This window comes from Arthrobacter horti (assembly GCF_030731045.1).
Classification (GTDB): domain Bacteria; phylum Actinomycetota; class Actinomycetes; order Actinomycetales; family Micrococcaceae; genus Arthrobacter_E; species Arthrobacter_E nanjingensis.
Genome location: NZ_JAVALS010000001.1, coordinates 429,855 through 450,185, shown reverse-complemented (window position 1 = coordinate 450,185; position 20,331 = coordinate 429,855). Strand labels below are relative to the sequence as shown.

At 68.9% G+C, this 20,331-nt stretch carries 19 protein-coding genes, 1 tRNA gene and 1 pseudogene; 9 read left to right on the top strand and 12 right to left on the bottom strand.

Annotated features, from left to right (window positions below):
* The 7 genes from prcB to Q9R02_RS02105 form a co-directional block, all read right to left on the bottom strand.
* The gene (prcB, locus tag Q9R02_RS02135) at positions 1–810 is read right to left on the bottom strand and encodes a proteasome subunit beta (protein ID WP_305994981.1); all 810 of its coding nucleotides are present in this window, start codon (positions 808–810) and stop codon (positions 1–3) included.
* A gap of 3 nt (positions 811–813) precedes the next feature.
* Positions 814–1,017, bottom strand: a complete 204-nt coding sequence (locus tag Q9R02_RS02130; protein WP_305994980.1) for a ubiquitin-like protein Pup — start codon at positions 1,015–1,017, stop codon at positions 814–816.
* A 99-nt stretch (positions 1,018–1,116) separates the two neighbouring features.
* On the bottom strand, positions 1,117–2,721 hold the full coding sequence (gene dop, locus Q9R02_RS02125; protein WP_305994979.1) for a depupylase/deamidase Dop: 1,605 nt from the start codon (positions 2,719–2,721) through the stop codon (positions 1,117–1,119).
* Between the two features lie 50 nt (positions 2,722–2,771).
* Positions 2,772–4,529: a proteasome ATPase gene (arc, locus tag Q9R02_RS02120; protein ID WP_305994978.1), complete on the bottom strand. Its 1,758-nt coding sequence runs from the start codon at positions 4,527–4,529 to the stop codon at positions 2,772–2,774.
* Between the two features lie 113 nt (positions 4,530–4,642).
* Positions 4,643–5,686 carry a tRNA (adenine-N1)-methyltransferase gene (locus Q9R02_RS02115; protein WP_305994977.1) on the bottom strand — a complete coding sequence of 348 codons (1,044 nt, stop codon included), beginning with the start codon at positions 5,684–5,686 and terminating at the stop codon, positions 4,643–4,645.
* Between the two features lie 64 nt (positions 5,687–5,750).
* Positions 5,751–6,893 carry a site-2 protease family protein gene (locus tag Q9R02_RS02110; protein WP_305994976.1) on the bottom strand — a complete coding sequence of 381 codons (1,143 nt, stop codon included), beginning with the start codon at positions 6,891–6,893 and terminating at the stop codon, positions 5,751–5,753.
* Positions 6,890–7,657: an HAD family hydrolase gene (locus Q9R02_RS02105; RefSeq protein ID WP_305994975.1), complete on the bottom strand. Its 768-nt coding sequence runs from the start codon at positions 7,655–7,657 to the stop codon at positions 6,890–6,892. The genes Q9R02_RS02110 and Q9R02_RS02105 overlap by 4 nt, the downstream gene beginning before the upstream one ends.
* A gap of 86 nt (positions 7,658–7,743) precedes the next feature.
* Between Q9R02_RS02105 and Q9R02_RS02100 the strand changes: the two genes are divergently transcribed.
* Positions 7,744–8,655 carry a PAC2 family protein gene (locus Q9R02_RS02100; protein ID WP_305994974.1) on the top strand — a complete coding sequence of 304 codons (912 nt, stop codon included), beginning with the start codon at positions 7,744–7,746 and terminating at the stop codon, positions 8,653–8,655.
* Positions 8,656–8,735: 80 nt separating this feature from the next.
* Here the strand turns inward: Q9R02_RS02100 and mshC are convergent, their stop codons facing one another.
* Both mshC and Q9R02_RS02090 read right to left on the bottom strand, forming a co-directional pair.
* The gene (mshC, locus tag Q9R02_RS02095) at positions 8,736–10,013 is read right to left on the bottom strand and encodes a cysteine--1-D-myo-inosityl 2-amino-2-deoxy-alpha-D-glucopyranoside ligase (protein ID WP_305994973.1); all 1,278 of its coding nucleotides are present in this window, start codon (positions 10,011–10,013) and stop codon (positions 8,736–8,738) included.
* Positions 10,014–10,030: 17 nt separating this feature from the next.
* Positions 10,031–10,864 carry an undecaprenyl-diphosphate phosphatase gene (locus tag Q9R02_RS02090; RefSeq protein WP_305994972.1) on the bottom strand — a complete coding sequence of 278 codons (834 nt, stop codon included), beginning with the start codon at positions 10,862–10,864 and terminating at the stop codon, positions 10,031–10,033.
* Positions 10,865–10,977: 113 nt separating this feature from the next.
* Between Q9R02_RS02090 and Q9R02_RS02085 the strand changes: the two genes are divergently transcribed.
* Positions 10,978–11,211 carry a DUF5703 family protein gene (locus tag Q9R02_RS02085; RefSeq protein ID WP_305994971.1) on the top strand — a complete coding sequence of 78 codons (234 nt, stop codon included), beginning with the start codon at positions 10,978–10,980 and terminating at the stop codon, positions 11,209–11,211.
* Between the two features lie 6 nt (positions 11,212–11,217).
* On the opposite strand, the pseudogene Q9R02_RS02080 reads toward Q9R02_RS02085, so the two are convergent.
* A pseudogene (locus Q9R02_RS02080) lies at positions 11,218–12,187 on the bottom strand (acyl-CoA dehydrogenase family protein).
* 8 nt (positions 12,188–12,195) lie between these two features.
* Positions 12,196–13,518 carry a M20/M25/M40 family metallo-hydrolase gene (locus Q9R02_RS02075; protein WP_305994970.1) on the bottom strand — a complete coding sequence of 441 codons (1,323 nt, stop codon included), beginning with the start codon at positions 13,516–13,518 and terminating at the stop codon, positions 12,196–12,198.
* A 211-nt stretch (positions 13,519–13,729) separates the two neighbouring features.
* Here Q9R02_RS02075 and Q9R02_RS02070 point away from each other — a divergent pair.
* Both Q9R02_RS02070 and Q9R02_RS02065 read left to right on the top strand, forming a co-directional pair.
* Positions 13,730–13,813 (top strand) — tRNA-Leu (locus Q9R02_RS02070).
* 90 nt (positions 13,814–13,903) lie between these two features.
* On the top strand, positions 13,904–14,422 hold the full coding sequence (locus Q9R02_RS02065) for an SRPBCC family protein (protein ID WP_305994969.1): 519 nt from the start codon (positions 13,904–13,906) through the stop codon (positions 14,420–14,422).
* Positions 14,423–14,434: 12 nt separating this feature from the next.
* Here Q9R02_RS02065 and Q9R02_RS02060 read toward each other — a convergent pair whose 3' ends face one another.
* A complete protein-coding gene (locus tag Q9R02_RS02060; protein WP_305994968.1) occupies positions 14,435–15,376 on the bottom strand; it encodes a zinc metalloprotease in 942 nt (313 codons plus the stop codon).
* Positions 15,377–15,518: 142 nt separating this feature from the next.
* Here Q9R02_RS02060 and Q9R02_RS02055 point away from each other — a divergent pair, with 142 nt between their 5' ends.
* The 5 genes from Q9R02_RS02055 (at position 15,519) to Q9R02_RS02035 (ending at position 20,330) form a co-directional block, all read left to right on the top strand.
* A complete protein-coding gene (locus Q9R02_RS02055) occupies positions 15,519–15,989 on the top strand; it encodes a carboxymuconolactone decarboxylase family protein (protein ID WP_305994967.1) in 471 nt (156 codons plus the stop codon).
* Complete coding sequence (locus tag Q9R02_RS02050) at positions 15,986–16,360, top strand: GNAT family N-acetyltransferase (RefSeq protein ID WP_305994966.1); 375 nt, start codon at positions 15,986–15,988, stop codon at positions 16,358–16,360. The genes Q9R02_RS02055 and Q9R02_RS02050 overlap by 4 nt, the downstream gene beginning before the upstream one ends.
* A 126-nt stretch (positions 16,361–16,486) precedes the next feature.
* A complete protein-coding gene (locus Q9R02_RS02045; RefSeq protein ID WP_305994965.1) occupies positions 16,487–17,785 on the top strand; it encodes an SWIM zinc finger family protein in 1,299 nt (432 codons plus the stop codon).
* Positions 17,782–19,227: a DUF5691 domain-containing protein gene (locus tag Q9R02_RS02040; RefSeq protein WP_305994964.1), complete on the top strand. Its 1,446-nt coding sequence runs from the start codon at positions 17,782–17,784 to the stop codon at positions 19,225–19,227. The genes Q9R02_RS02045 and Q9R02_RS02040 overlap by 4 nt, the downstream gene beginning before the upstream one ends.
* Entirely contained in the window at positions 19,224–20,330 is a 1,107-nt protein-coding gene (locus Q9R02_RS02035; RefSeq protein ID WP_305994963.1) for an ATP-binding protein, read from the top strand. The genes Q9R02_RS02040 and Q9R02_RS02035 overlap by 4 nt, the downstream gene beginning before the upstream one ends.
* Position 20,331 lies beyond the last annotated feature (1 nt).

The following is a 20,331-nucleotide window of genomic DNA, read 5'->3' as shown; positions in this document are numbered from 1 at the left end:
TCAGGCCTCCCGGCTCTGGGCACTGCGCCCGGCCACGACGGCCGCTGCCGCCTCCTTCACCACGTCTTCGGACACCCGGCGGCTGCCGCCGTCGTCCACCACATAGATCACCGGCCAGAGCTGGCGCACCGGATCGGGGCCACCCGTCGCCGAATCGTCATCCGCGGCGTCATACAGCGCCTCCACCGCCACGCGGACGGCGTCCCCTTCTTCGAGGCCCGGCCGCCAGAGCTTCTTGAGCGCGCCCCGGGCGAAGGTGGAACCGGAGCCGACGCTGTGGTGCTCATGCTCCTCGTACCGGCCGCCCGTGACGTCATAGGAGAAGATCCGCCCCGTGGGAGCGGAGGGCTCATAGCCGGCGTACAGCGGCACGACCGCCATGCCCTGCATGGCCATGCTCAGGTTCCCGCGGACCATGGCGGCCAGGCGGTTGGCCCGGCCTTCCAGGCTCAGCTGGGTTCCTTCGATCTTCTCGTAGTGCTCCAGTTCCACCTGGAACAGCTTGACGATGTCCACCGCGAGACCCGCCGTCCCGGCGATCCCCATGACGGAACTCTCGTCCGCCGGGAAGACCTTCTCCATGCTGCGGGAGGCGATCAAGGTGCCCATCGTGGCTCGCCGGTCCCCCGCCATCAGCACACCCGAGGCGGTCTGGAGCGCCACGATCGTAGTGGCGTGCGGCACCTGCAGCGCGGCCGCACCGCCCACAGGGGTGACCCCGAAGGGCAGCAGCTCAGGCCTTGTCGCGGAGAGGTGCTCCAGGAACGAGGAGCTGGCCTCGGCCGCCAGGCGGACGGCGTCCCCGGACACGGCCTACTGGCCGCCCTTCTGGACGAAGCCCTTGACGAACTCCTCGGCGTTCTTCTCCAGCACGCCGTCGATCTCATCCAGCAGATCGTCCACACCCTGGGTCGCCGCGCTCGACTGGGCGGCGGGGCTGGTGGGGATCGCGGCGTCCGCTTCTTCGGCCTGCTCCTCGTTGCGGGAGCTCGGGTTGATCTGTTCCTGCCCTGCCATGACTCCTCCTGAAGCCTCGTGGTGTTCTCTTCTACTTGTCATCCTGCCACTTCGGGACGGGGTGCGCAGTATGCCGCGCAGAGCGTCCGCAGGGGCGGATCACTGCTGCTGCAAAGCCCTCAGGAAGTCCTCGGCGTCCTGGTGCGCGTCGAAGAGCGCCCCGGTGAGTTCCCGGGTGCCCCGCAACGGCTCCCGGGTGGGGATACGGGTGGAACGGGACTGGCGAGGGAGGCGGAAGATGACCGAATCCCAGCTGGCCCCCGTGACCTCACGGGGGAATCGGCTCAGGCACATCCCGCGGAAGAAGGCACGCGTGCCCTCAGGGGGCGCCGTGACGGCGGCCGCGATCTCCGCGTCGTCGACGAGCTTCTCCATCCGGCCGTGCTGGGCGAGGCGGTGGTAGAGGCCCTTCTCCGGGCGGATGTCGGACCACTGAAGATCGATCAGACCCAGCTTGGCGTCGTTCCAGGCGAGGCCACCGCGGTCGCGGTACCCCTCCAGCAGCCGCAGCTTGGCCAGCCACTCCACGCGCTGCGCGGCCCGCTCGTCACCGGACTCCAGCCAGCCCAGCGTCTCCTCCCAGGCGGTGAGCAGCGCGTGGGTCTCGCCGTCGCCCTGGCTCGGATGCCCGGCACCGGTCTCTTCGGCGAAGCTCTTGGCCGCTTCGAAGTACAGCCACTGGAGCTCGACGGCGGTGAGCCGCCGACCGTCAATGAGGCGCACCCGGTGTTGCAGGCTTGTGTCGTGGCTAACGTCCTGCAGCGCGGCCACAGGCTCGAACACCTGCAGCTTCGGGACACGGCCCGCCTCGATGAGCCCCAGGACGAGGGAGGCGGTGCCGAACTTGAGGTAGTTGGCGTACTGGGACAGATTGGCGTCGCCGATGATGACATGCAGACGACGGTACTTGTCCGCCGTGGCGTGCGGCTCGTCCCGCGTGTTGATGATCGGGCGGCGGATGGTGGTCTCCAGGCCCACCTCCGCCTCGAAGAAGTCCGCACGCTGGCTGATCTGATAGCCCACCCCACGGCCGTCCTGGCCGAGGCCCAGGCGGCCCGAGCCGCACAGGACCTGCCGGCTGACGAAGAACGGGATGAGCCCCTCAGCGATCGAGGAGAACGGCACCTCGCGCGGCATGAGGTAGTTCTCATGGCTGCCGTAGGAGACGGCCTTGTTGTCCGTGTTGTTCTTGTAGAGGTTGACCGGGCCGGTCCCGTCAGCCTCCTGCAGAGCACGGACCGACTCCAGCGCCACGAGGTCACCGGCCGCGTCCCAGATGACCGCGTCCCGCGGACCGGTCACCTCTGGGCTGGAGTACTCCGGATGGGCGTGGTCCACGTAGAAGCGGGCGCCGTTGCCGAGCACCATGTTCATGAGCGGCTGCTCGGCGGACTCCACATCCGAGTAGTCCAGCTCCGCGCGGCCATGCGCCAGGGCCACGGCCGTGGCGTCCAGGACGGGCTCGACGTCGGTGAGCTGGCTGTAGTGGGCGCGGTTGCGTGGCATCGTCCACCCGCGGGCGTCGTGCAGCGGCTCCTCGTCGCTGTAGTCCCAGCCGGCTGTCGCCCGGCGGGCACCGGCCTCACCGGCCAGGCGGGACGAGTTCAGCCGGGCGTAGGCCTCGATCACGCGGGCGGAGAGCACCGTGGCGTTCGCCGTCGGCGTCAGGGGCGCGTGGATGCCGTACTCGGTCTCCGAACCCATGACACGACGGACCCCGCCGTGGCCTCCTCCGTCGGGGAAGGCGCCCGCGGTCACAGGTACTGTCCCGTGTTGCTGGCCGTCTCGATGGTCTTGCCCGGTTCCTGGCCGCCCTTGCCCTGCACGATGGTGCGGATGTAGGTGATCCGTTCGCCTTTCTTGCCGGAGATGCGGGCCCAGTCGTCCGGGTTGGTGGTGTTGGGCATGTCCTCATGCTCGCGGAACTCGTCCGTCACTGCGCGGAGCAGGTGCTCGATCCGCAGACCCTTCTCCCCCGTGGTCAGCAGGTCCTTGATGGCGGACTTCTTGGCCCGGTCCACCACGTTCTGGATGACGGCGCCGGAGTTGAAGTCCTTGAAGTACAGGATCTCGCTGTCCCCGTTGGCGTAGGTCACTTCGAGGTACTCGTTGGACTTGTCCGTGGAGTACATCGACTCCACCGTCCGCTGGATCATGCCGCGCACCGTGGCCTCGTGGTCACCGCCGTGCTCCGCCAGGTCGTTGGGGTGCAGCGGGAGCTGCGTGGTGATGTACTTCGCGAAGATGTCCGCGGCGGCTTCGGCGTCGGGACGCTGGATCTTGACCTTCACGTCCAGACGGCCGGGGCGCAGGATGGCCGGGTCGATCATGTCCTCGCGGTTGGACGCGCCGATCACGATGACGTTGTCCAGGCGCTCCACACCGTCGATTTCGCTGAGCAGCTGCGGGACGATCGTGGTCTCCACGTCCGAGGAGACACCCGTGCCACGGGTCCGGAACAGGGAGTCCATCTCGTCGAAGAAGACCACCACGGGGCTGCCGTCGCTGGCCTTCTCCCGGGCGCGTGCGAAGATCAGGCGGATGTGGCGTTCCGTCTCGCCGACGTACTTGTCCAGCAGCTCGGGGCCCTTGATGTTCAGGAAGTAGCTCTTCAGCTCGGCCGCTCCGGACCGTTCCGCCGCGCGCGCGGCGAGCGAGTTGGCGACGGCTTTCGCGATCAGGGTCTTGCCGCAGCCGGGAGGGCCGTAGAGCAGGATGCCCTTGGGGGCCTTGAGCCCGTGTTCCCGGTACAGGCCCGGGTGCAGGAACGGAAGCTCCACGGCGTCCCGGATCTGTTCGATCTGGGGGCCCAGGCCTCCGATGTCCTCATAGCTGATGTCCGGCACATCCTCCAGCACCAGGGTCTCGACCTCGCTGCGGTCCACCTTCTCCAGCGCGAAACCGGTCCTGCTGTCCACGGCGACGGCGTCTCCCACCCGCACGCCGTGGTGGCGCAGCGGTCCGGAGAGCCGGATGACGCGCTCGTCGTCGGTCCGCCCGACCACCAGCACGCGATCGTGGCCGATCAGTTCCTTGACCGTGACCACCTCGCCGGCCTGCTCGAAGCCGAGCCCGGCGATGATGACCAGCGCCTCGTTCAGGAGCACCTCCTGGCCGACGGCCAGCTGGTTGATGTTGACCAGGGGGCTGATGCCGACGCGCATCTTGCGTCCCGCATTGAAGACGTCGACGGACTCCTCCACGGCCGCGTTCGCGCTGGCCCCGGCCGCGGGTTCACGCCGGTGATTGAGCTGGAGGATGGTCGCGAAGCTGTACGGGGGCTGCCCCTCCTGCTCCAGAGCCGCCTTGAGGCGCTGGATCTCCGTCTTGGCCGTTTCCAGCATGCCCACGAGGCGCGAGTTGTGCTGGGTGGCCGAGGACAGCTGGCGGTCCACGTTGCGGAGTTTGTCCCGCAGAACGTTGATCTGCCGCTCGGCGATGCTCAGTTGCGCCGTGCTGTCCGGGGTGGGACGACCGGTGTCACCGGGGTTCCCGTGGTGCTCCTCGCTCATGGTGGCCAGCCCTCTCGTGGAAAGTCTTCATGCCTGCACCATCGAGCCTAGCGCTTCAGGCGTGGAGACACCCCGGCGTGCCCACGATGTGACTACCGCGCCGTCACCTGCGCTTATTCAGCCTCTTCAGGCGTGGAATCGTCCTCCACGCGGGTGCCGGCGATGGCGTCACGGGCCGCACGGCGGAGCTTGCGGTCCGAGTACGGACGCTCACCGACGCTCGCCGGCGTCCATGCGTTCATGTCCTCTTCGGTGAATTCGGTCTTGGCTCGCTTCTTCAGCGTCAGTCCGTCCACGCCGTCGGCGAGCCGACGCGTGACCAGGAGGAATCCGGTGTGGCCCACCATGCGGTGGTTCGGGCGGACCGCCAGGCCTTCCAGGTGCCAGCCGCGGACCATGGACTCCCAGGCGTCGGGCTCGGTGAAGCGGCCGTCGGCGCGGATGGCCTCCGCGGTGCGGGACAGCTGGGTCACGGTGGCGACGTAGTTGATCCAGACGCCGCCGGGTGCCAGGACCGTGGCCACGGCGTCGATGCACTCCCAGGGGGCGAGCATGTCCAGGACCACCCGGTCCACACTGCCGGGCTCCTCGGCCTTGACCACCTCGTCCTGGAAATCGCCCAGGCTGATCTGCCAGGCCGGGTGCGGGCCGCCGAAGATTGTCTCCACATTGCCTCGGGCGATGTCCGCGAATTCCTCACGGCGTTCGAAGGAGTGCAGGTAGCCGTGGTCGCCAACCGCGCGGAGCAGAGAGATGGACAGGGCACCGGAACCGACACCGGCCTCGACGACGCGCGCGCCGGGGAAGATGTCCGCCATGGTGACGATCTGGCCGGCGTCCTTGGGGTAGACCACGGCGGCGCCTCGCGGCATGGAGAGGACGAAGTCGCTCAGCAGCGGACGGAGGGCCTGATACTGCTGGCCGATGTTGTTGTGCACCACGCAGCCGTCCGGCTGGCCGATCAGGTCATCGTGGTTCAGGAATCCACGGTGGGTGTGGAAGGCTCCGCCGCGTTCCAGGGTGATGGTGTTCATCCGCCCCTTCTCGTCGGTGAGCTGCACGCGCTCCCCCACCCGGAACGGTCCCCGGCGACGGGCGGCGCCGACTGCCTGACGGCTGTCGGTGGCGGGTGCCTGGGGGGTGTCCTGCGTGCTCATGTGAAGTCCTTCTCCTGTGCCCGGGAACGGGCGTGGGCGTTTTGTCCGGTGACCAACTCTACCGTCAGCGGGCCGGGCCCCGGCCCGCCTTGCCGGTGATGGCGGCGACGAGAACCGCCTGGCGCAGAAGGCCTGTGACCCGGCCCTGGGCATCCACCACGGCGTACTCGCGTCCGTCCACGGTGGAGAGGTAGTCGATGAGCTCCTTGCCGGAGGCGTGCTCCGGCACGTACGCGCCCGCCACGAGCGGGATACTGACCGATTCCACCGCCGTCGTGCTCAGTAGCTCCGAGGGCACCCGGGCGAGTGCCGCGGCGTCCAGCAGTGCCTGAGGCGCGCCGTCTGGACCGGTCAGCACGAGGCTCACGCCGGGAGCCATGCGAAGCTGATCGAGGACCTGGGCCGTGGTGGCCCACGCGGGGACGCCGAGGGCGGGCTCGGCCAGGGCGCCCGCGACGACGGTCGGCAGCCTCAGGCGCATGGCGCCGAAACGGATGGCCTCGCTGGCGCCCATCCACAGGAATCCGGCCACCAGGAGGGTGATGATCGCGAACTTGAAGTCGAGGCCGTTCCCCTGAAGGTAGGGCCACACGATGAAGTAGAGGACGATCACGGCGACGATGGCCCGGCCGGTCCAGCCCGCGGCGATGGTGCCCTTCTCGCGGCTCCCGCTCACGCGCCACACGATGCTCTCGACCAGGCGGCCGCCGTCCAGCGGAAGGCCGGGGAGGATGTTGAAGATCCCGATCACGAAGTTCGTCCAGGTGAAGATCCCCCAGAGGATGCCCGGCACGCCGGACGGCTCGGCGGACACCGTGACGATCCAGCCCGCACCGGCCAGGATGAAGTTTGCCAACGGCCCGGCGAAGGCCACGATCACCGAGCGCCACGGCGTGGCGGTGAACTCATTGAACTGCGTGTGCCCGCCCCAGAGGTTCAGCACGATCTTCTCCGTGGCCCAGCCGAACGCCTTGGCAGAAAATGCGTGGGCAAGCTCGTGCACCAGCACGGAGAGGAGCAGCAGGATCGCGTAACTCAGCGCGACGGCGTACGCCCACGTGCCAAGGCCCGGCATCGTGGCCAGCAGCATCGGGCCGAAGGAGACCACGGTGAACGCCGCGATGATGACCCAGGAGTACGCCAGGACGATCGGCACGCCCCAGAGCTTTCCGAGCTGGATGCCCTCCCTGCCCGCGATCCGGTTCACGCGCTGACCTTGCCGGCCGGCGCCTGCCGCCCGCCGTCGTCGATTCCCGCCCAATGGCCGTCCAGGACGTCCTGGACGCTGCCGGCGTCCTTGCCGCGCAGGGATTCCCAGGTGCTGTAGCGGCCGGCGAAGTCCGGCAGCGGCACCGCATGAGGGATGCCGATGGTGACGGCACCGGAGGCGAGAGCCGCGCTGACGCCCGGCACGGAATCCTCGAATGCCACAAAGTTGTCCACGTCCAATGCCGGCTCGGCAGCGCGCATCAGCTCCATGGCCCGCAGATACGCCTCCGGGTCCGGCTTGCCCCTGGCGACGTCGTCCCCGGTGACCAGGAACTCGAAGTACGGCCTGGGCAGCTGCTCCACCACCAGGCTCGCCAGCGGGCGCTCGCTCATGGTGACCAGGGCACAGCGGACCCCCTGGCCGACCAGGGAATCCAGCATCTCGCGGGAGCCCGGGCGCCACGGGACCGCCTCCCTGATGCGCTCCATGACACGCCCGGACAAGGTGGTGACGATCTCACGCACGGACAGGCCCACACCGGCCTTCTGCAGGACGCGGGCGCTGTCCTCCAGGGCGTTGCCCACCAGCTGGAGCGCCTGCTCCTTGCTCCACACACCCCCGTGGCTCTCCACGAGTTCGTGTTCGGCCGCCATCCAGTAAGGTTCCGTGTCCACCAGGGTCCCGTCCATGTCCCACAGTGCGGCGCGCAGAAGCGTTCCGGGACGTCGTTCGGCCAGGGGCGGTGGAGCGGTGGAAAGCATGGTGTTCAGTCTACGTGGCGGCACCCTGCCGCTCTGCCGGGACTCCAGGTGACAGAGCCCGGGATCTCCGTCGTAGGGTAGTCCCCATGGAGAGCTACGACGACCAGCACGGTCCTTCCGACGAGGCGTTCCTGCCCCGCGACGGGGACGGGACGCGCAGGACGGTTCTCATCGCCGCCTTCGAGGGCTGGAACGATGCGGGAGAGGCCGCCAGCGACACCATCCGGTTCCTGTCCAAGGCGTGGCACGCGCAGAAGGTCTCCGTCCTGGAGCCCGACGACTACTACGATTTCCAGTTCACCAGGCCCACCGTCCGCACCACGGGGTCCGGCGAACGCAAGCTGCGCTGGCCGGGCACCAGGATCCACCGTGCCAGCGTCCCAGGCGCTCCCCTGGACGTGATCCTCGTCAGCGGCGTCGAACCCTCCTACCGCTGGCGCGCGTTCACGGCGGAGATCCTCGCCCGGGCCGAGGAACTCGGCGTGGACCGGGTCCTCCTTCTGGGGGCCCTGCTGGCGGACGTGCCTCACACCCGGCCTCTGCCGGTCACCGTCACCACGGATGACCGGGCGCTGCAAGAGCGTCTGAACCTGGAACCCGCCACGTACCAGGGGCCCACCGGGATCATCGGGGTGCTGGGCGAGGTGGCGCGCCTGGCCGGCCTTCCGGCCGTGTCGCTCTGGGCCACCGTGCCACACTATGTGGCGCAGTCCCCGTCGCCCAAGGCTCAGCTGGCGCTGCTGCACCGGATCGAGGAACTGCTCCAGGTCCCCGTGGAGCCCGGGGACCTGGCCGAGGACGCCGAGGCCTGGGAACGCGGGGTCAATGAGCTCGCGGCGGACGATCCGGACATCGCGGGGTATGTGCGCCAGCTGGAGGAGGCCACGGACACCGCGGAACTGCCGGAGGCCACCGGCGAATCGATCGCGCGGGAGTTCGAGCGCTATCTCCGCCGCCGCGGCAAGGGCCACGGGCACCCGCATCCCGACGCCTCCTGAGAGGCGCGCGTCCGGGACGCTCAACGGCTGAGGGCCGGTGACGGATGCTCCGTCACCGGCCCTCAGCCGTTGAAAGGGGGTCAGAGTTCGATGCCCAGCAGCGCACTCACCGCATCGGAGACGAGGTTCGCGTCCACCGCGCTGGCAGGCCCGCCGGCGTCGAGCGCCTGGCGTGCCCAATCGTCGACGGCGGCCAGGGCACCTGGCGCGTCGAGGTCATCCGCGAGGCGTGCACGGAGGGCTGCGAGAAGCGCACCTGCGGTGCCGTCGGGTGCGTGCTCCAATGCCTCACGCCACGTGGCGAGCCGTTCCTGGGCCTGCTGCAGCAGATCGTCCGTCCAGAACCAGTCCGTGCGGTAGTGGTTGGCGTACACGGCCAGGCGGATGGCCGCCGGTTCGACGCCCTGCCGGCGCAGAGAGGAGACCAGCACCAGGTTGCCCAGGGACTTGCTCATCTTGGCACCGTCCAGGCCGACCATGCCGGTGTGGGCGTAGTGCCGGGCCATCGGCTCTCCGGAGAGGGAGAACCAGTGCCCCGCGCCCATCTCGTGGTGCGGGAAGATCAGATCCGAACCGCCGGCCTGCACGGTGAAGGGGGACGGCAGGAAACGCTGGGCGATCACGGTGCACTCGATGTGCCAGCCGGGGCGTCCACGGCCCAGTGTCGCGCCATCCCAGCACGGCTCCCCGTCCCGCGCCACGCGCCACAGCAGCGGATCGAGCTTATTGCGCTTGCCGGGACGCTCCGGGTCACCGCCGCGCTCGGCGAACAGCGGAAGCATCTCCGCCTCGCTGAGGCCGGACACCGATCCCAGCTCCCAGGCCTCGACATGCTGTCCCACGACGGCCGCGGCGGCGACGTCGTAGTAGACATCCCCGTCCGGCTCGCCTCCGGTGCCCTGCACCCGGTAGGCCAGCCCGGCCTCCACCAGGCGCTCCACTTCGGGGACGATCCACTCGATGGCCTCCACGGCACCGATGTAGTGGGCGGGGGCGATCACATTGAGCGCCTCCATGTCCTCGCGGAACAGCTCGGTCTGGTCCACGGCCAGCTCGCGCCAGTCCTGGCCGGTGGCCGTGGCGCGTTCCAGGAGGGGGTCATCCACGTCGGTGACATTCTGGACGTAGTCGACCTGGCTACCGGCATCGCGCCAGGCGCGGTTCAGGAGATCGAAGGCCAGATACGTCGACGCGTGGCCCATGTGGGTGGCGTCGTACGGGGTGATGCCGCAGACGTACATTGACTGCCGCGCCTGCGGCTCGATGACGGCGGGGCCTCCGCGGGAAGTGTCGAAGATCGACACCGGGGACATGTGCCCCGGCAGTTCGGGGACGGGACGCGTCTTCCAGGCTTTCACGCCCTTCAGACTATCGCTCAGGCCGGGATGACCCCGAATCCGAGCAGAACATAAAGCACGGCTCCCAGGCCGATGCGGTACCAGACGAAGGAGCGGTATCCGCGGCTGGAGATGAACTTGAGGAACCAGCCGATGATCACGTAGCCCACGCCGAACGCGATCAGCGTGGCCACGGCGGTTTCACCCAGGCCGTACGGGCCGGCGGCTTCGGAACCTTTGAGGACCTTGACGAGCTCGTAGAAGCCGGAGCCGAAGACGGCGGGGATGGCCAGGAGGAACGAATACCGTGCCGCCGCCTCGCGGGTGTAGCCCATGAAGAGCCCCGCGGTGATGGTGCCTCCGGAACGGGACACCCCGGGGATGAGCGCCAGCGCCTGTGCGAGGCCGTACAGGATGCCGTGCTTGACCGTGAGGTCCTTCAGCTGACGGTCCTGGCGTCCGTAGGCGTCCGCCACGGCCAGGATCATGCCGAAGACGATGAGCGTGGTGGCCACGATCCACAAGGACCGGAACGTGTTCTCGATGTAGTGCTGGAAGACCAGGCCGAGGATCACGATGGGGATGCTGCCCAAGATCACCAGCCACCCCATGCGGGCGTCCGGGTCGTCCCGAGGCACGCCTCCCCGCAGCGAGCCGAACCAGGCCTTGACGATGCGGACGATGTCCTTCCAGAAGAAGAGGAGGACGGCGGTCTCGGTGCCGAGCTGGGTGATGGCGGTGAACGCCGCTCCGGGGTCCGACGCACCGGGGAGGAATTCGCCCAGGATGCGCTGGTGGGCACTGGAGGAGATGGGGAGGAACTCGGTCAATCCCTGCACCAGCCCCAGGAGTACGGCTTCGATCCACGTCATGGACTAGACATTACGTCATGGCCTCCGGGGGTCCGGGGCCGGATGGCCTGCTGAGATGCAGGAATGCTTCACGGGTTGCGGATTTTGCCAGACAACAGTGGTAGACATCTCACATGAAGGAACAGATCCTGCCACGGTCCGTGGAGCAGCGCCTGTACCAGGGACAGAACTATGAGTACCTGGTGATCAGCGTCGACCGGGACGAGTCCTTGCCTGACGCGCGGCGCCGGGTGCTGGAGCACAGCGAGTACGGGAAGTGGGAGCTGCACCGCTCCGTCCTGTACTTGGGCGGCCACCGCCGCTACTGGATGCGGCGCAAGGTCATGAATGTCGCCCGCACCATCTGAGAATCCTCAGTCCTTGCTCAGCGGCCCCAGCCACGCCGTGGCCACCGTTCCGTGCGCCGATTCGTCGTCAGAGGGGTGGAAGAGCCCGGCCAGCACGTCCCGGTAAAGCCGTTCCAGCTCCCGGCCCCGGTAGTAGCTGCCGCCACCGGACACCCGGATCGCCAGACGGACCACCTCCTGTGCGGTCTCCGTGGCCCGCACCTTGAGTGCCACCAGCTTGGCGAACCACTGGGACCCGTGGTCTGCGAGATCGTCCACGTCCCGGGCCATCGAGTCCAGCTGCGGACCGATCCCCTCCCGGAGGATGGCCGCGTCCGCCACCTTCCAGCGGATGTCCGGGTCCTGGGCGTAGCTGGCGCCGCCGTTCTTGAAGGAGGTTCGGCGCGTGGCGTTCGCCACCGCGAGCTCGAGCGCCCGGTCCGTGATGCCGGTGTAGACCGCGGCCAGCAGGGTCTCGAAGCACGCGAAGATCGAGAAGATCAGCGGGTCCGCATTGGGGCCCACGGGGAGCTTGCCGAACACTCGGTCGGCCGGCGCGTGGGCGCCGTCCAGGACCGTGGTGCAGGACTGGCTGGCCCGCATGCCCAGAGTGTCCCAGTCATCCAGGATCCGGTAACCGGGCGTCTCACGGGTGATGAACGCATGGACCAGCACCGGCTCCGTGCCGCTTTCGTCTTTGCCGAAGATGCCCAGGCGAGTCCAGGCGGGAGAGAGACTCGTGAAGATCTTGGTGCCGGTGAAGCGGTAGCCGCCGTCGCCGTCGGGCACCGCGCTGGTGCGCGAGTCGAAGAGGACCGCGTCATTGCCCGCCTCCCAGTCCGCCGAGCTCCACCGGGACGAACGCGCGGAGGTACCCGGCGTCCTTCAGCTCCTGCAGGTCCTCATGGAAGAACGAGTTCTCCGCGTCGTAGCGTGCGGCCCGTTCGCGGAACCGCTCCAGCAGCGCGTCCGGCAGGATGGCGGCGGCGTCGATCATGACGGGTCTCAGTAGCCGGCCAGCAGATCGGACAGGACGCGGGTGCCGAACTTGAGGGAGTCCAGCGGGACCCGCTCATCCACCCCGTGGAACATGCCGGTGAAGTCGAGTTCCTCGGGAAGGCGGAGCGGGGCGAAGCCGTAGCCGGTGATGCCGAGCTGGCTCAGAGACTTGTTGTCCGTGCCGCCGGAGAGCGTGTAGGGCAGAACGGTGGCCTCCGGGTCGTGCTTCTTCAGGGAGTCCACCATGGCGTCCACCAGGTTCCCGGAGAACGGGACCTCCAGGGAGACGTCCTTGTTCACGTAGCTGAGCTCGATACCCTCGCCCGCGAGCTCCTTGATGATTTCGAAGACCTGCTCCTGCTGACCGGGCAGTGTCCGGCAGTCCACCAGAGCCTCCGCGGTCTCCGGGATGACGTTGTGCTTGTAGCCTCCGCTCAGGAGCGTGGGGTTCGCGGTGTTCTGCAGCGTGGCGCCGACGAAGCGGGCCACGGTGCCGAGTTCCTTGAGCAGGACGTCCGGGTTGCCGGCGTCGAACTCGACGCCGGTCAGCTCGGTGACCCCGTCCAGGAAGCGGCGCGTGGTGTCGGTCAGCTCGATGGGCCACTCATGCTGGCCGATGCGGGCGACGGCGGCGGCGAGGCGGGTGACAGCGTTGTCGGTGTTGATCTGGGAGCCGTGGCCGGCGCGGCCATGGGCGACGAGGCGGAGCCAGGAGAGGCCCTTCTCCGCGGTCTGCAGCAGATAGGCGCGCTTGCCGCCGATAGTGGAGGAGAATCCGCCGACTTCGGAGATCGCCTCGGTGGCGCCGTCGAAGAGTTCGGGCCGCTTGGACACGGCGTAGCGGGCACCGTAATCGCCGCCGGCCTCCTCGTCCGCGAAGAAGGCGAAGACGATGTCCCGCTTGGGCTGGATGCCACGGCGGGCGAAGTCCCGCAGCGTGGCCAGGATCATGGCGTCCATGTCCTTCATGTCCACGGCGCCGCGGCCCCAGATCATCCCGTCCTTCACCTCGGCGGCGAAGGGGTCCACGCTCCACTGATCCCGCAGAGCCGGAACCACGTCCAGGTGTCCGTGGACCACCAACGCGCTCGCAGAAGGGTCCTGGCCTTCCATCCGGGCGACCACGCTGGCCCGGCCCGGCGAGGATTCGAAGATCTCCGGTTCCAGCTTCGCCTCGGCCATGAGTCCCGCCACGTACTCGGCGGCCGCGCGCTCCCCCGGGCCGTTGTTGTCACCGAAGTTGGTGGTGTCGAAACGGATCAGCTCGCGGCAGATGTCCACCACTTCCGTCTCGGCGAGGGATCCGGTTCCGTTCTCAGGGGTGCTCATGTGTCGCCTTTCCGTGCCGCGCGGGGATGTCGTTTCCTCAAGGGTAGTGCTCAAGTCCGGCGGTCCATGGAGATCCTTCACCATCCGCAACCCACGTCCGCCCACGTCAGCGCCGATTTCACCTTTCCCCGAAAAGCGTGTAGAGTATTTCTCGTTGCCCCGGCGGGCTGAACAGCGGAAACGCTGAAGAAGCCGACCGGATCACCTGAATGCGCGGGTGGCGGAATGGCAGACGCGCTAGCTTGAGGTGCTAGTGCCCGAATAGGGCGTGGGGGTTCAAGTCCCCCTCCGCGCACAAAGCGGAAGGCTCCCGGTCGATGACCGGGAGCCTTTTCTCATTCCCCGCCCCGTCTCACGACCTGGACTCCCGGAGTAGGGTGCGTGCATGGCCTCACAGCCCACCCGATCAGACACCGCCCGGAGTCCTCATCTCTATGATCTGCGTTCCGAGTGGCACCTCCCCGCGCCCGTGGAAGACGTCTGGGCCGTCATCACCGACCTGAGTCTTCCGGTCGGCCCTCTCCCCTGGTGGCCCGGGTGCAGGCTCACGGCACCGCTCGCGTCCGGCTCGCCGCCGTCGCTCCGGACGACGACGGCGCGGCTCGAGTTCCGCTCTGGGCTCGGCTATCGCCTGCGCGTGGACATCCAGCCGCGCCACCTGCTTGCGCCTCACCTTCTGGACGCCGACGCCGGCGGAGACCTGCTCGGCACCGGCCGCCTCAGGCTCAGCCCTGCGGATGGCGGGCGCGCTACGGTGCTCAGGATCGAATGGCGGGTCAGGCCGGTCCTGCCGTGGATGATCCGGCTCAGCCCGGTCCTGGCACCCCTTTTCGCCGCCGCGCACGGACGTGTGATGAAGCGCGGCGAGCTCGGCCTGGCGGCCCGGCTGCTCGACGGGAAGTGAGCTGGCACCCTGTCACAGATCCGGACGGCACGGGCCCGTACCGAGGGTGGCCAGCCCGGTGAGGTCCCCGTTCCCGAACGTGACGACGCCCGGCGTGGCCACCGGATTCATGAGCTGAGTCGGATCCTCGACGTGGCTCAGGCCCACCACGTGGGCGAGCTCGTGTTCGACGACCGCGCGTGCGGTGATCAGTCCGTCCCGCCGGATCACCTTGACCATCCCGGCCGCATTGAGAGTCACCTGACCGGTCACGTACGTGGCCCCTGTGCTCCCGACGGCCACACCTTCACTCCCGCCCAGACCCAAGGTCACCGTGCCCTGGGTGGGGTTCTCCGTGGTGGTGCCGTCATTGACGAAACGCAATCCCGTGACCCGTGAGACCTCCCGGACCGCCTGCTCGATCAGGCTGGGACCCGCCTCCGGCTGGTGATCCGAGCGGGTCACATAGTGGATCTCCCGGCAGGGGTCGTACGTGACCGGCTTACCGTCGGTCTGCAGCTGCATGTAGGCGAAGGGCCCGCCCGATGCGGGTGCACGCTCCGGTTTGCCGAGCGGCGACGGGTGTTCGCCACTGCCCGGCGGCGGACCGTTGGCGGGCCGGATGGCCGCCCCACCGGACAGGATGTCGCCCGGTGCGGCGGCCGCCGGAACGTCCGGTCCCATGAGGCCCGCGAAGCGGGCGAGACGGCCCAGGTCCGGCGCGGCGACGAAGAGGACCAGCGCGAGGATCACGGCACCGGAGATCGTGATCACCCTTCTCCGGCGACGCCGCCGCGTGCCTTTCGCGGTCACCACCGGCGGTGGGGAGGCCCGCCAGGGCTCCGGCGGCGCAGGCCGGTCCCCCATCATTTCTTCGAGCTTCCACAAGGGAATGCGCTCGGGGGCTTTCCGCGGCTCAGGCCGCACCGCGCCGTCCTCGTCCGGGCGTCCGTCGCCCCACTCCTGCTCCCCCATGCCCGGATCTTTTCACACACGGCGCCTCCTGTGAACGGTGACTTTCACGGACACGAAGACCCCTCGGGAATGTCCGGCCCGGGAACCTGGTTGACTGGAACCGCCGGGTCCTTCCGACCTGGCATGAATGGTGAGGAGTGGAATGCGACCGTATCTGGACAAATCGGTCCCCGAGGCCTGGGCGGCCGCCCGGGCCTACTCGGCGGTGGTGGCCGAGGCCGCCACCCGGCACGGGCTCAGCGCCCAGGAGACCGAGTTCATCAAGGTCCGCGCGTCCCAGTTGAACGCCTGTGCCTTCTGCCTGGACCTGCACTCCCGGGAGGCCCTCTCTTCCGGCATCCCGCAGCAGAAGCTCGATCTTCTCCCTGCCTGGCGGGAGACGAAGGTCTACAGCGCCCGAGAGATCGCCGTGCTGGCCATCGCAGAAGCCGCCACGCTCCTGCCGCTGACCGAGGAGTCCAAGGCCGATCTCGAGGCCGCCCGAGGTGAACTCGGGGACGATGCCTTCGCCGCGGCGGAGTGGATCGCGGTGACCATCAACGCCTTCAACCGCATTTCGATTCTGAGTGAACACCCGGTCCGCCCCCGGGGAAAGGATGGCAGGCTGCTATGACACAGGAACGCTTCACCGTTCAGGACCGGCCCGGAGAGTCCCGGTACGTGTTACTGGACCAAGGCGAGGACGGCACGCAGGAGAAGGTCATCGGCGAAGAGTCCTATGTGGACGTGCACGACGACGGCGCCTCTCAGCGCGTGCTGTTCCACACCGGGGTCGACGAGGAGTACGGCGGCCAGGGTCTTGCCTCGGTGCTGGTCCGCGCCGCGGTGGATGATGTCATCGCCTCCGGGTTCGCCGTCGTCCCGGTGTGCCCCTACGTGGCGGCTTGGCTCCCGAAGCACCCGGAGTACGCCGAGCATGTGGTGCAGCCGCACCGGCAGCACCTGCTCGCGGTGAATGAGCACCTGCGCCGCACAGCGCGCTGATGCACCGTCGGGAGGTGGCGTCACCAGGCCGGGTGACGCCACCTCCCCGCGGCGGATCCCGCCGCCCGCCACGCCGGACGGTTGATCCGCTGTCCCCCGGGCGGGAAGTCGGGCACAATATCCGGCATGGGGGGTTGGAGCGAAGCACGGGTCATCGAATCCGCGCCGGATGAGTCTTCGCTCGTCGCCGCCCGAAAACTGGCCCGGCCAGGCCCCTGGTCGGAGACCGGAAGCAACGACGTCCTCGTGTGGGGCAAGTGCCAGGGCAGTGGCAAGACGCCCTACCAGGTCAGCATCGACATCTCCGCCCCCGCCTACCGGTGTTCATGCCCCAGCAGGAAGTTCCCCTGCAAGCACGCCCTCGCCCTGCTGCTCCTCTGGTCGCGCGGTGAAGCGGCAGCCACAGGAGCCGAAACCGCCGACTTCGCACAGGACTGGGCGGCGCAGCGTGCAGCGCGTGCCACCGCCAGGGAGCAGCGAAGCGCGGACCGGACGGTTGACGTGGCAGCGCAGGAGAAGCGTCTCGCCGGCCGCCTGGAACTCATGGACGCGGGCGTTTCGGACTTCTCACGCTGGCTGGGCGATCTGATGCGGACAGGCCTCGCCTCGGCCCGGTCACAGCCGTACCGCTGGTGGGACGGGGTCGCGGCACGCCTGGTGGATGCCCAGCTTCCCGGGCTCGCCGATCAGGTGCGGTCCATGGGGTCGGCCGTCCATGGCCGCGCCGACTGGGCGGACCACCTGCTGCTGTGCGCCGGCCGCTGGTGGGCCATGACGAAGGCCTGGGAGGGCCGGGACCGGCTGTCGGCCGACGAACTCGCGGACCTTCGGGTGGCGCTGGGATGGCCCATCCCGTCCGCCGAGGTCGAGGGCTCCGAAGCGATGGCCGGTCCGTGGCTGGCACTGGGCGCTCACCGGAGCTCGGACGGACGCATCCAGCAGCAGCGGACCTGGTTCCGCGGCCCCGACGGCGGGATCGTCGTCGTGCTCGACTTCGCTGCAGGAGGCGAAGGTCTCGCCGCGCCCCAACTGGCCGGCACCCTGGTGGACTCGACGGTGGCACGCTACCCGGGGTCCGCGCCGCGCCGGGCCCTCTTCACCGCTCCCCTCCTTCCGGGAGGAACGTCCCCCGGCCTTGGCACGGGCTGCAGCGTGGCCGAAGCGCTGCGGCAGGAGTCGGCCGCCGTGGCGGTCTCCCCGTGGCGCGAACGCCATCCGGTGCTCCTGGCCGGCGTGCGCATCCATCCGGACGGACCAGGCTGGCTGATCGATGCGGTCGGCGATGCCCTCCCACTGATCGAAGCCCCGATGGATTCGCTGCTGGCGCTCACAGGAGGCCATCCCGTGGACCTCTTCGGCGAGCTTGAGGACGGCCACGTGCGGCCGCTGTCACTGGTCATCGGCGGCACGGTGGTGGTCCCATGAGCTGGCTGACGGAGCTCCGCACCTCCGCTCTCCTCGGCACGGGCCGCCACCCCGCTCCCACTCCTCCGGTGGATCTCGGCGTCTGTCCTCCCGACGCGGTCTCCCCTGAAGCACTCCTGCTGGACCAAGCCGCATTGGCGGATGTGGCCACCCGGGCTGCTCGCGTGGCAGGCGGATCGGATCACCTGATGGTCCGGCCGGCCGGGGCGGACGACTGCCCGGCCGCGCCGCCCGAGGCCGCACGGCTGCTGGAACTGCTGCTCAATCAGCCGCCAGTGGGGAAGGAACTGCGGGACCACCTGGTCCAGGAGTGGCTGCGCACCGCTGCCGCGGCCGGGCGGAGAGTCCCTCACCGGCTCCTTCCCGCCCTGCTCGCCCTGGCCGGCTCACGTCCGTCCCTGGCAGGGCATCTGCACCCCGCCATCGGCGCACGGGGCCTCTGGCTGCAGGAACTCAGACGGGACACGTCCCTGGACGGGACGGGGCCGGAAGACCCGGTTGCGACGGCGGAGCGGCCCGGCTCCGCCGAGGACTTCGAAACCCTCCGGCGCCTGGACCCGGCCCGGGCACGCGAACAGCTCGCTGCGGAATGGAAGTCACTCACGGCCCGCGAACGCGCGGCCCGGCTGGGCGCCTTCGCAGAGAATCTCCAGGCCGACGACGAGCCACTGCTGGAGGCGGCCCTGGATGACAGAGCGAAGAGCGTGCGGGAGACCGCCGTCGAGCTGCTGAACCACGAGCCTGCGAGCGCACGCGCCGCTCGCATGGCGGCGCGCCTTGAGCCTCTGCTCCAGGTCAAGCGGCTGCCGCGCAAGCACTTCCAGATCAGCCTTCCGGGTGTGCCCGACGACGCGGCAGTACGGGACGGTGTGCCAGCGGATCCCCGCACCGGTCATCCGGACCGGGTCGCGCAGTTTCATGTCATCATCAGGGGCGCTCCTCTGGAGGTCTGGACGCGGGTGGCCGGCGGGCCGCCGGCCACGGTCCTCGGCATGTTGCGCAGTGATTCCCGCATCATCGATTCGCTCGCCACCACGGCCGGGATCCGGGGTGACCTTCCGTGGATCCGTGCACTGCTGGACCTCCGGGAGGACGCGGAGCTCCTGGGGCACCTTCCGGGGGAGGAACGCGAACAGCACCTGGTGCGGCTTCTCAAGACCGGCTCCACGCTCCCCGCCACCGTGTTCCAGCTGCTTCACGGATTGCCCCGGCCGTGGGGCGGCGAACTTTCCACCGCCGTGCTGGATCGCATCCTCACCAAGGACGGAGGCACCCTGGCCGCCGGAACGGCGTCCTTCCTGCCCCTGTGCCTGACACCCGAGACGCTGAAGCACCGCGCGCTGCGCCATGAACCACCCGACGACGACGCGTGCCGCCGCGTTCTCGGCGACATCACCAGATATCACTCGATCCGACGATCCCTGACGGAGGCCTTCCGATGACCGATGCACCCGCAGTGGCCGATGTTCTTCGCGCTCATGCCGAGGAAGGCCACGCCGATGAGCTGGCCGCACTCGCAACGTTCGATGACAGGCCACGGCCCCCGCACTGGAGCCTGTCCCCTTGGGCCGTGACCCGGTACATCCTCGGCGGAGCCCTCCCGGACGGGACCGTGATCACTCCGAAGTACCTGGGGTCCGAGCGGCTGGTGGAGATCGCCGTCGCCTCCCTGGCCACGGACCGTGCGCTGCTCCTGCTCGGCGTCCCGGGCACGGCCAAGACCTGGCTCAGCGAGCACCTGGCGGCCGCGATCTCAGGGTCCTCCACCCTTGTGGTGCAGGGCACGGCCGGCACTCCCGAAGAGGCCCTGCGGTATGGCTGGAACTACGCGCGCCTGCTGGCGGAAGGCCCGTCCCGTGCGGCTCTGGTCCCCGGTCCGGTCATGCGTGCGATGGAGACCGGAACCCTGGTCCGGGTGGAGGAGCTCACACGGATCCCGTCCGATGTGCAGGATTCACTGATCACGATCCTCAGCGAGAAGACCCTGCCCGTCCCGGAACTGGACACGGAGATTCAGGCGCGCAAGGGGTTCAATGTCATCGCCACGGCCAACAACCGGGACAAGGGCGTCAACGATCTCTCGTCCGCACTGCGGCGCCGCTTCAACACGGTGGTGCTGCCCCTGCCTGACAGCTTGGAACGTGAAGTCGAGATCGTCTCCGGCCGTGTCCGCAGCCTCGGCGCGGCCCTTGAACTCCCTGCCGAGCTGAGCGCCCTGACGGAGATCCGGCGCGTGGTGACCGTGATGCGTGAGCTCCGTGCCGGCATGACGGAGGACAGGCGCGCCACCGTGAAGTCCCCGTCGGCGACCCTCTCCACGGCGGAGGCCATCTCGGTCATGACGAACGGGCTGGCGCTCGCGGCCCATTTCGGCGACGGGACGGTGCGGGCCCATGACGTGGCGGCGAGCCTGGTGGGTGCCGTCATCAAGGATCCAGTGCAGGATCGCGTGATCTGGCAGGAGTACCTGGAAACCGTGGTCCGGAACCGCCCGGACTGGACCGATCTGTACCGCGCCTGCCGCGAGCTCGACGAGCTGGACTGAT

What these genes read in the sequence shown, in the direction of transcription:
- Q9R02_RS02050 (WP_305994966.1), top strand. Translation starts at nt 15,986, where the DNA reads ATGACACAGGAACGCTTCACCGTTCAGGACCGGCCCGGAGAGTCCCGG.
- Q9R02_RS02090 (WP_305994972.1), bottom strand. Translation starts at nt 10,864, where the DNA reads ATGACGTGGATCGAAGCCGTACTCCTGGGGCTGGTGCAGGGATTGACC.
- Q9R02_RS02130 (WP_305994980.1), bottom strand. Translation starts at nt 1,017, where the DNA reads ATGGCAGGGCAGGAACAGATCAACCCGAGCTCCCGCAACGAGGAGCAG.
- Q9R02_RS02115 (WP_305994977.1), bottom strand. Translation starts at nt 5,686, where the DNA reads ATGAGCACGCAGGACACCCCCCAGGCACCCGCCACCGACAGCCGTCAG.
- Q9R02_RS02045 (WP_305994965.1), top strand. Translation starts at nt 16,487, where the DNA reads ATGGGGGGTTGGAGCGAAGCACGGGTCATCGAATCCGCGCCGGATGAG.
- Q9R02_RS02085 (WP_305994971.1), top strand. Translation starts at nt 10,978, where the DNA reads ATGAAGGAACAGATCCTGCCACGGTCCGTGGAGCAGCGCCTGTACCAG.
- Q9R02_RS02035 (WP_305994963.1), top strand. Translation starts at nt 19,224, where the DNA reads ATGACCGATGCACCCGCAGTGGCCGATGTTCTTCGCGCTCATGCCGAG.
- Q9R02_RS02040 (WP_305994964.1), top strand. Translation starts at nt 17,782, where the DNA reads ATGAGCTGGCTGACGGAGCTCCGCACCTCCGCTCTCCTCGGCACGGGC.
- Q9R02_RS02060 (WP_305994968.1), bottom strand. Translation starts at nt 15,376, where the DNA reads ATGGGGGAGCAGGAGTGGGGCGACGGACGCCCGGACGAGGACGGCGCG.
- dop (WP_305994979.1), bottom strand. Translation starts at nt 2,721, where the DNA reads ATGGGTTCGGAGACCGAGTACGGCATCCACGCGCCCCTGACGCCGACG.
- Q9R02_RS02075 (WP_305994970.1), bottom strand. Translation starts at nt 13,518, where the DNA reads ATGAGCACCCCTGAGAACGGAACCGGATCCCTCGCCGAGACGGAAGTG.
- Q9R02_RS02100 (WP_305994974.1), top strand. Translation starts at nt 7,744, where the DNA reads ATGGAGAGCTACGACGACCAGCACGGTCCTTCCGACGAGGCGTTCCTG.
- Q9R02_RS02055 (WP_305994967.1), top strand. Translation starts at nt 15,519, where the DNA reads ATGCGACCGTATCTGGACAAATCGGTCCCCGAGGCCTGGGCGGCCGCC.
- arc (WP_305994978.1), bottom strand. Translation starts at nt 4,529, where the DNA reads ATGAGCGAGGAGCACCACGGGAACCCCGGTGACACCGGTCGTCCCACC.
- Q9R02_RS02065 (WP_305994969.1), top strand. Translation starts at nt 13,904, where the DNA reads ATGGCCTCACAGCCCACCCGATCAGACACCGCCCGGAGTCCTCATCTC.
- Q9R02_RS02105 (WP_305994975.1), bottom strand. Translation starts at nt 7,657, where the DNA reads ATGCTTTCCACCGCTCCACCGCCCCTGGCCGAACGACGTCCCGGAACG.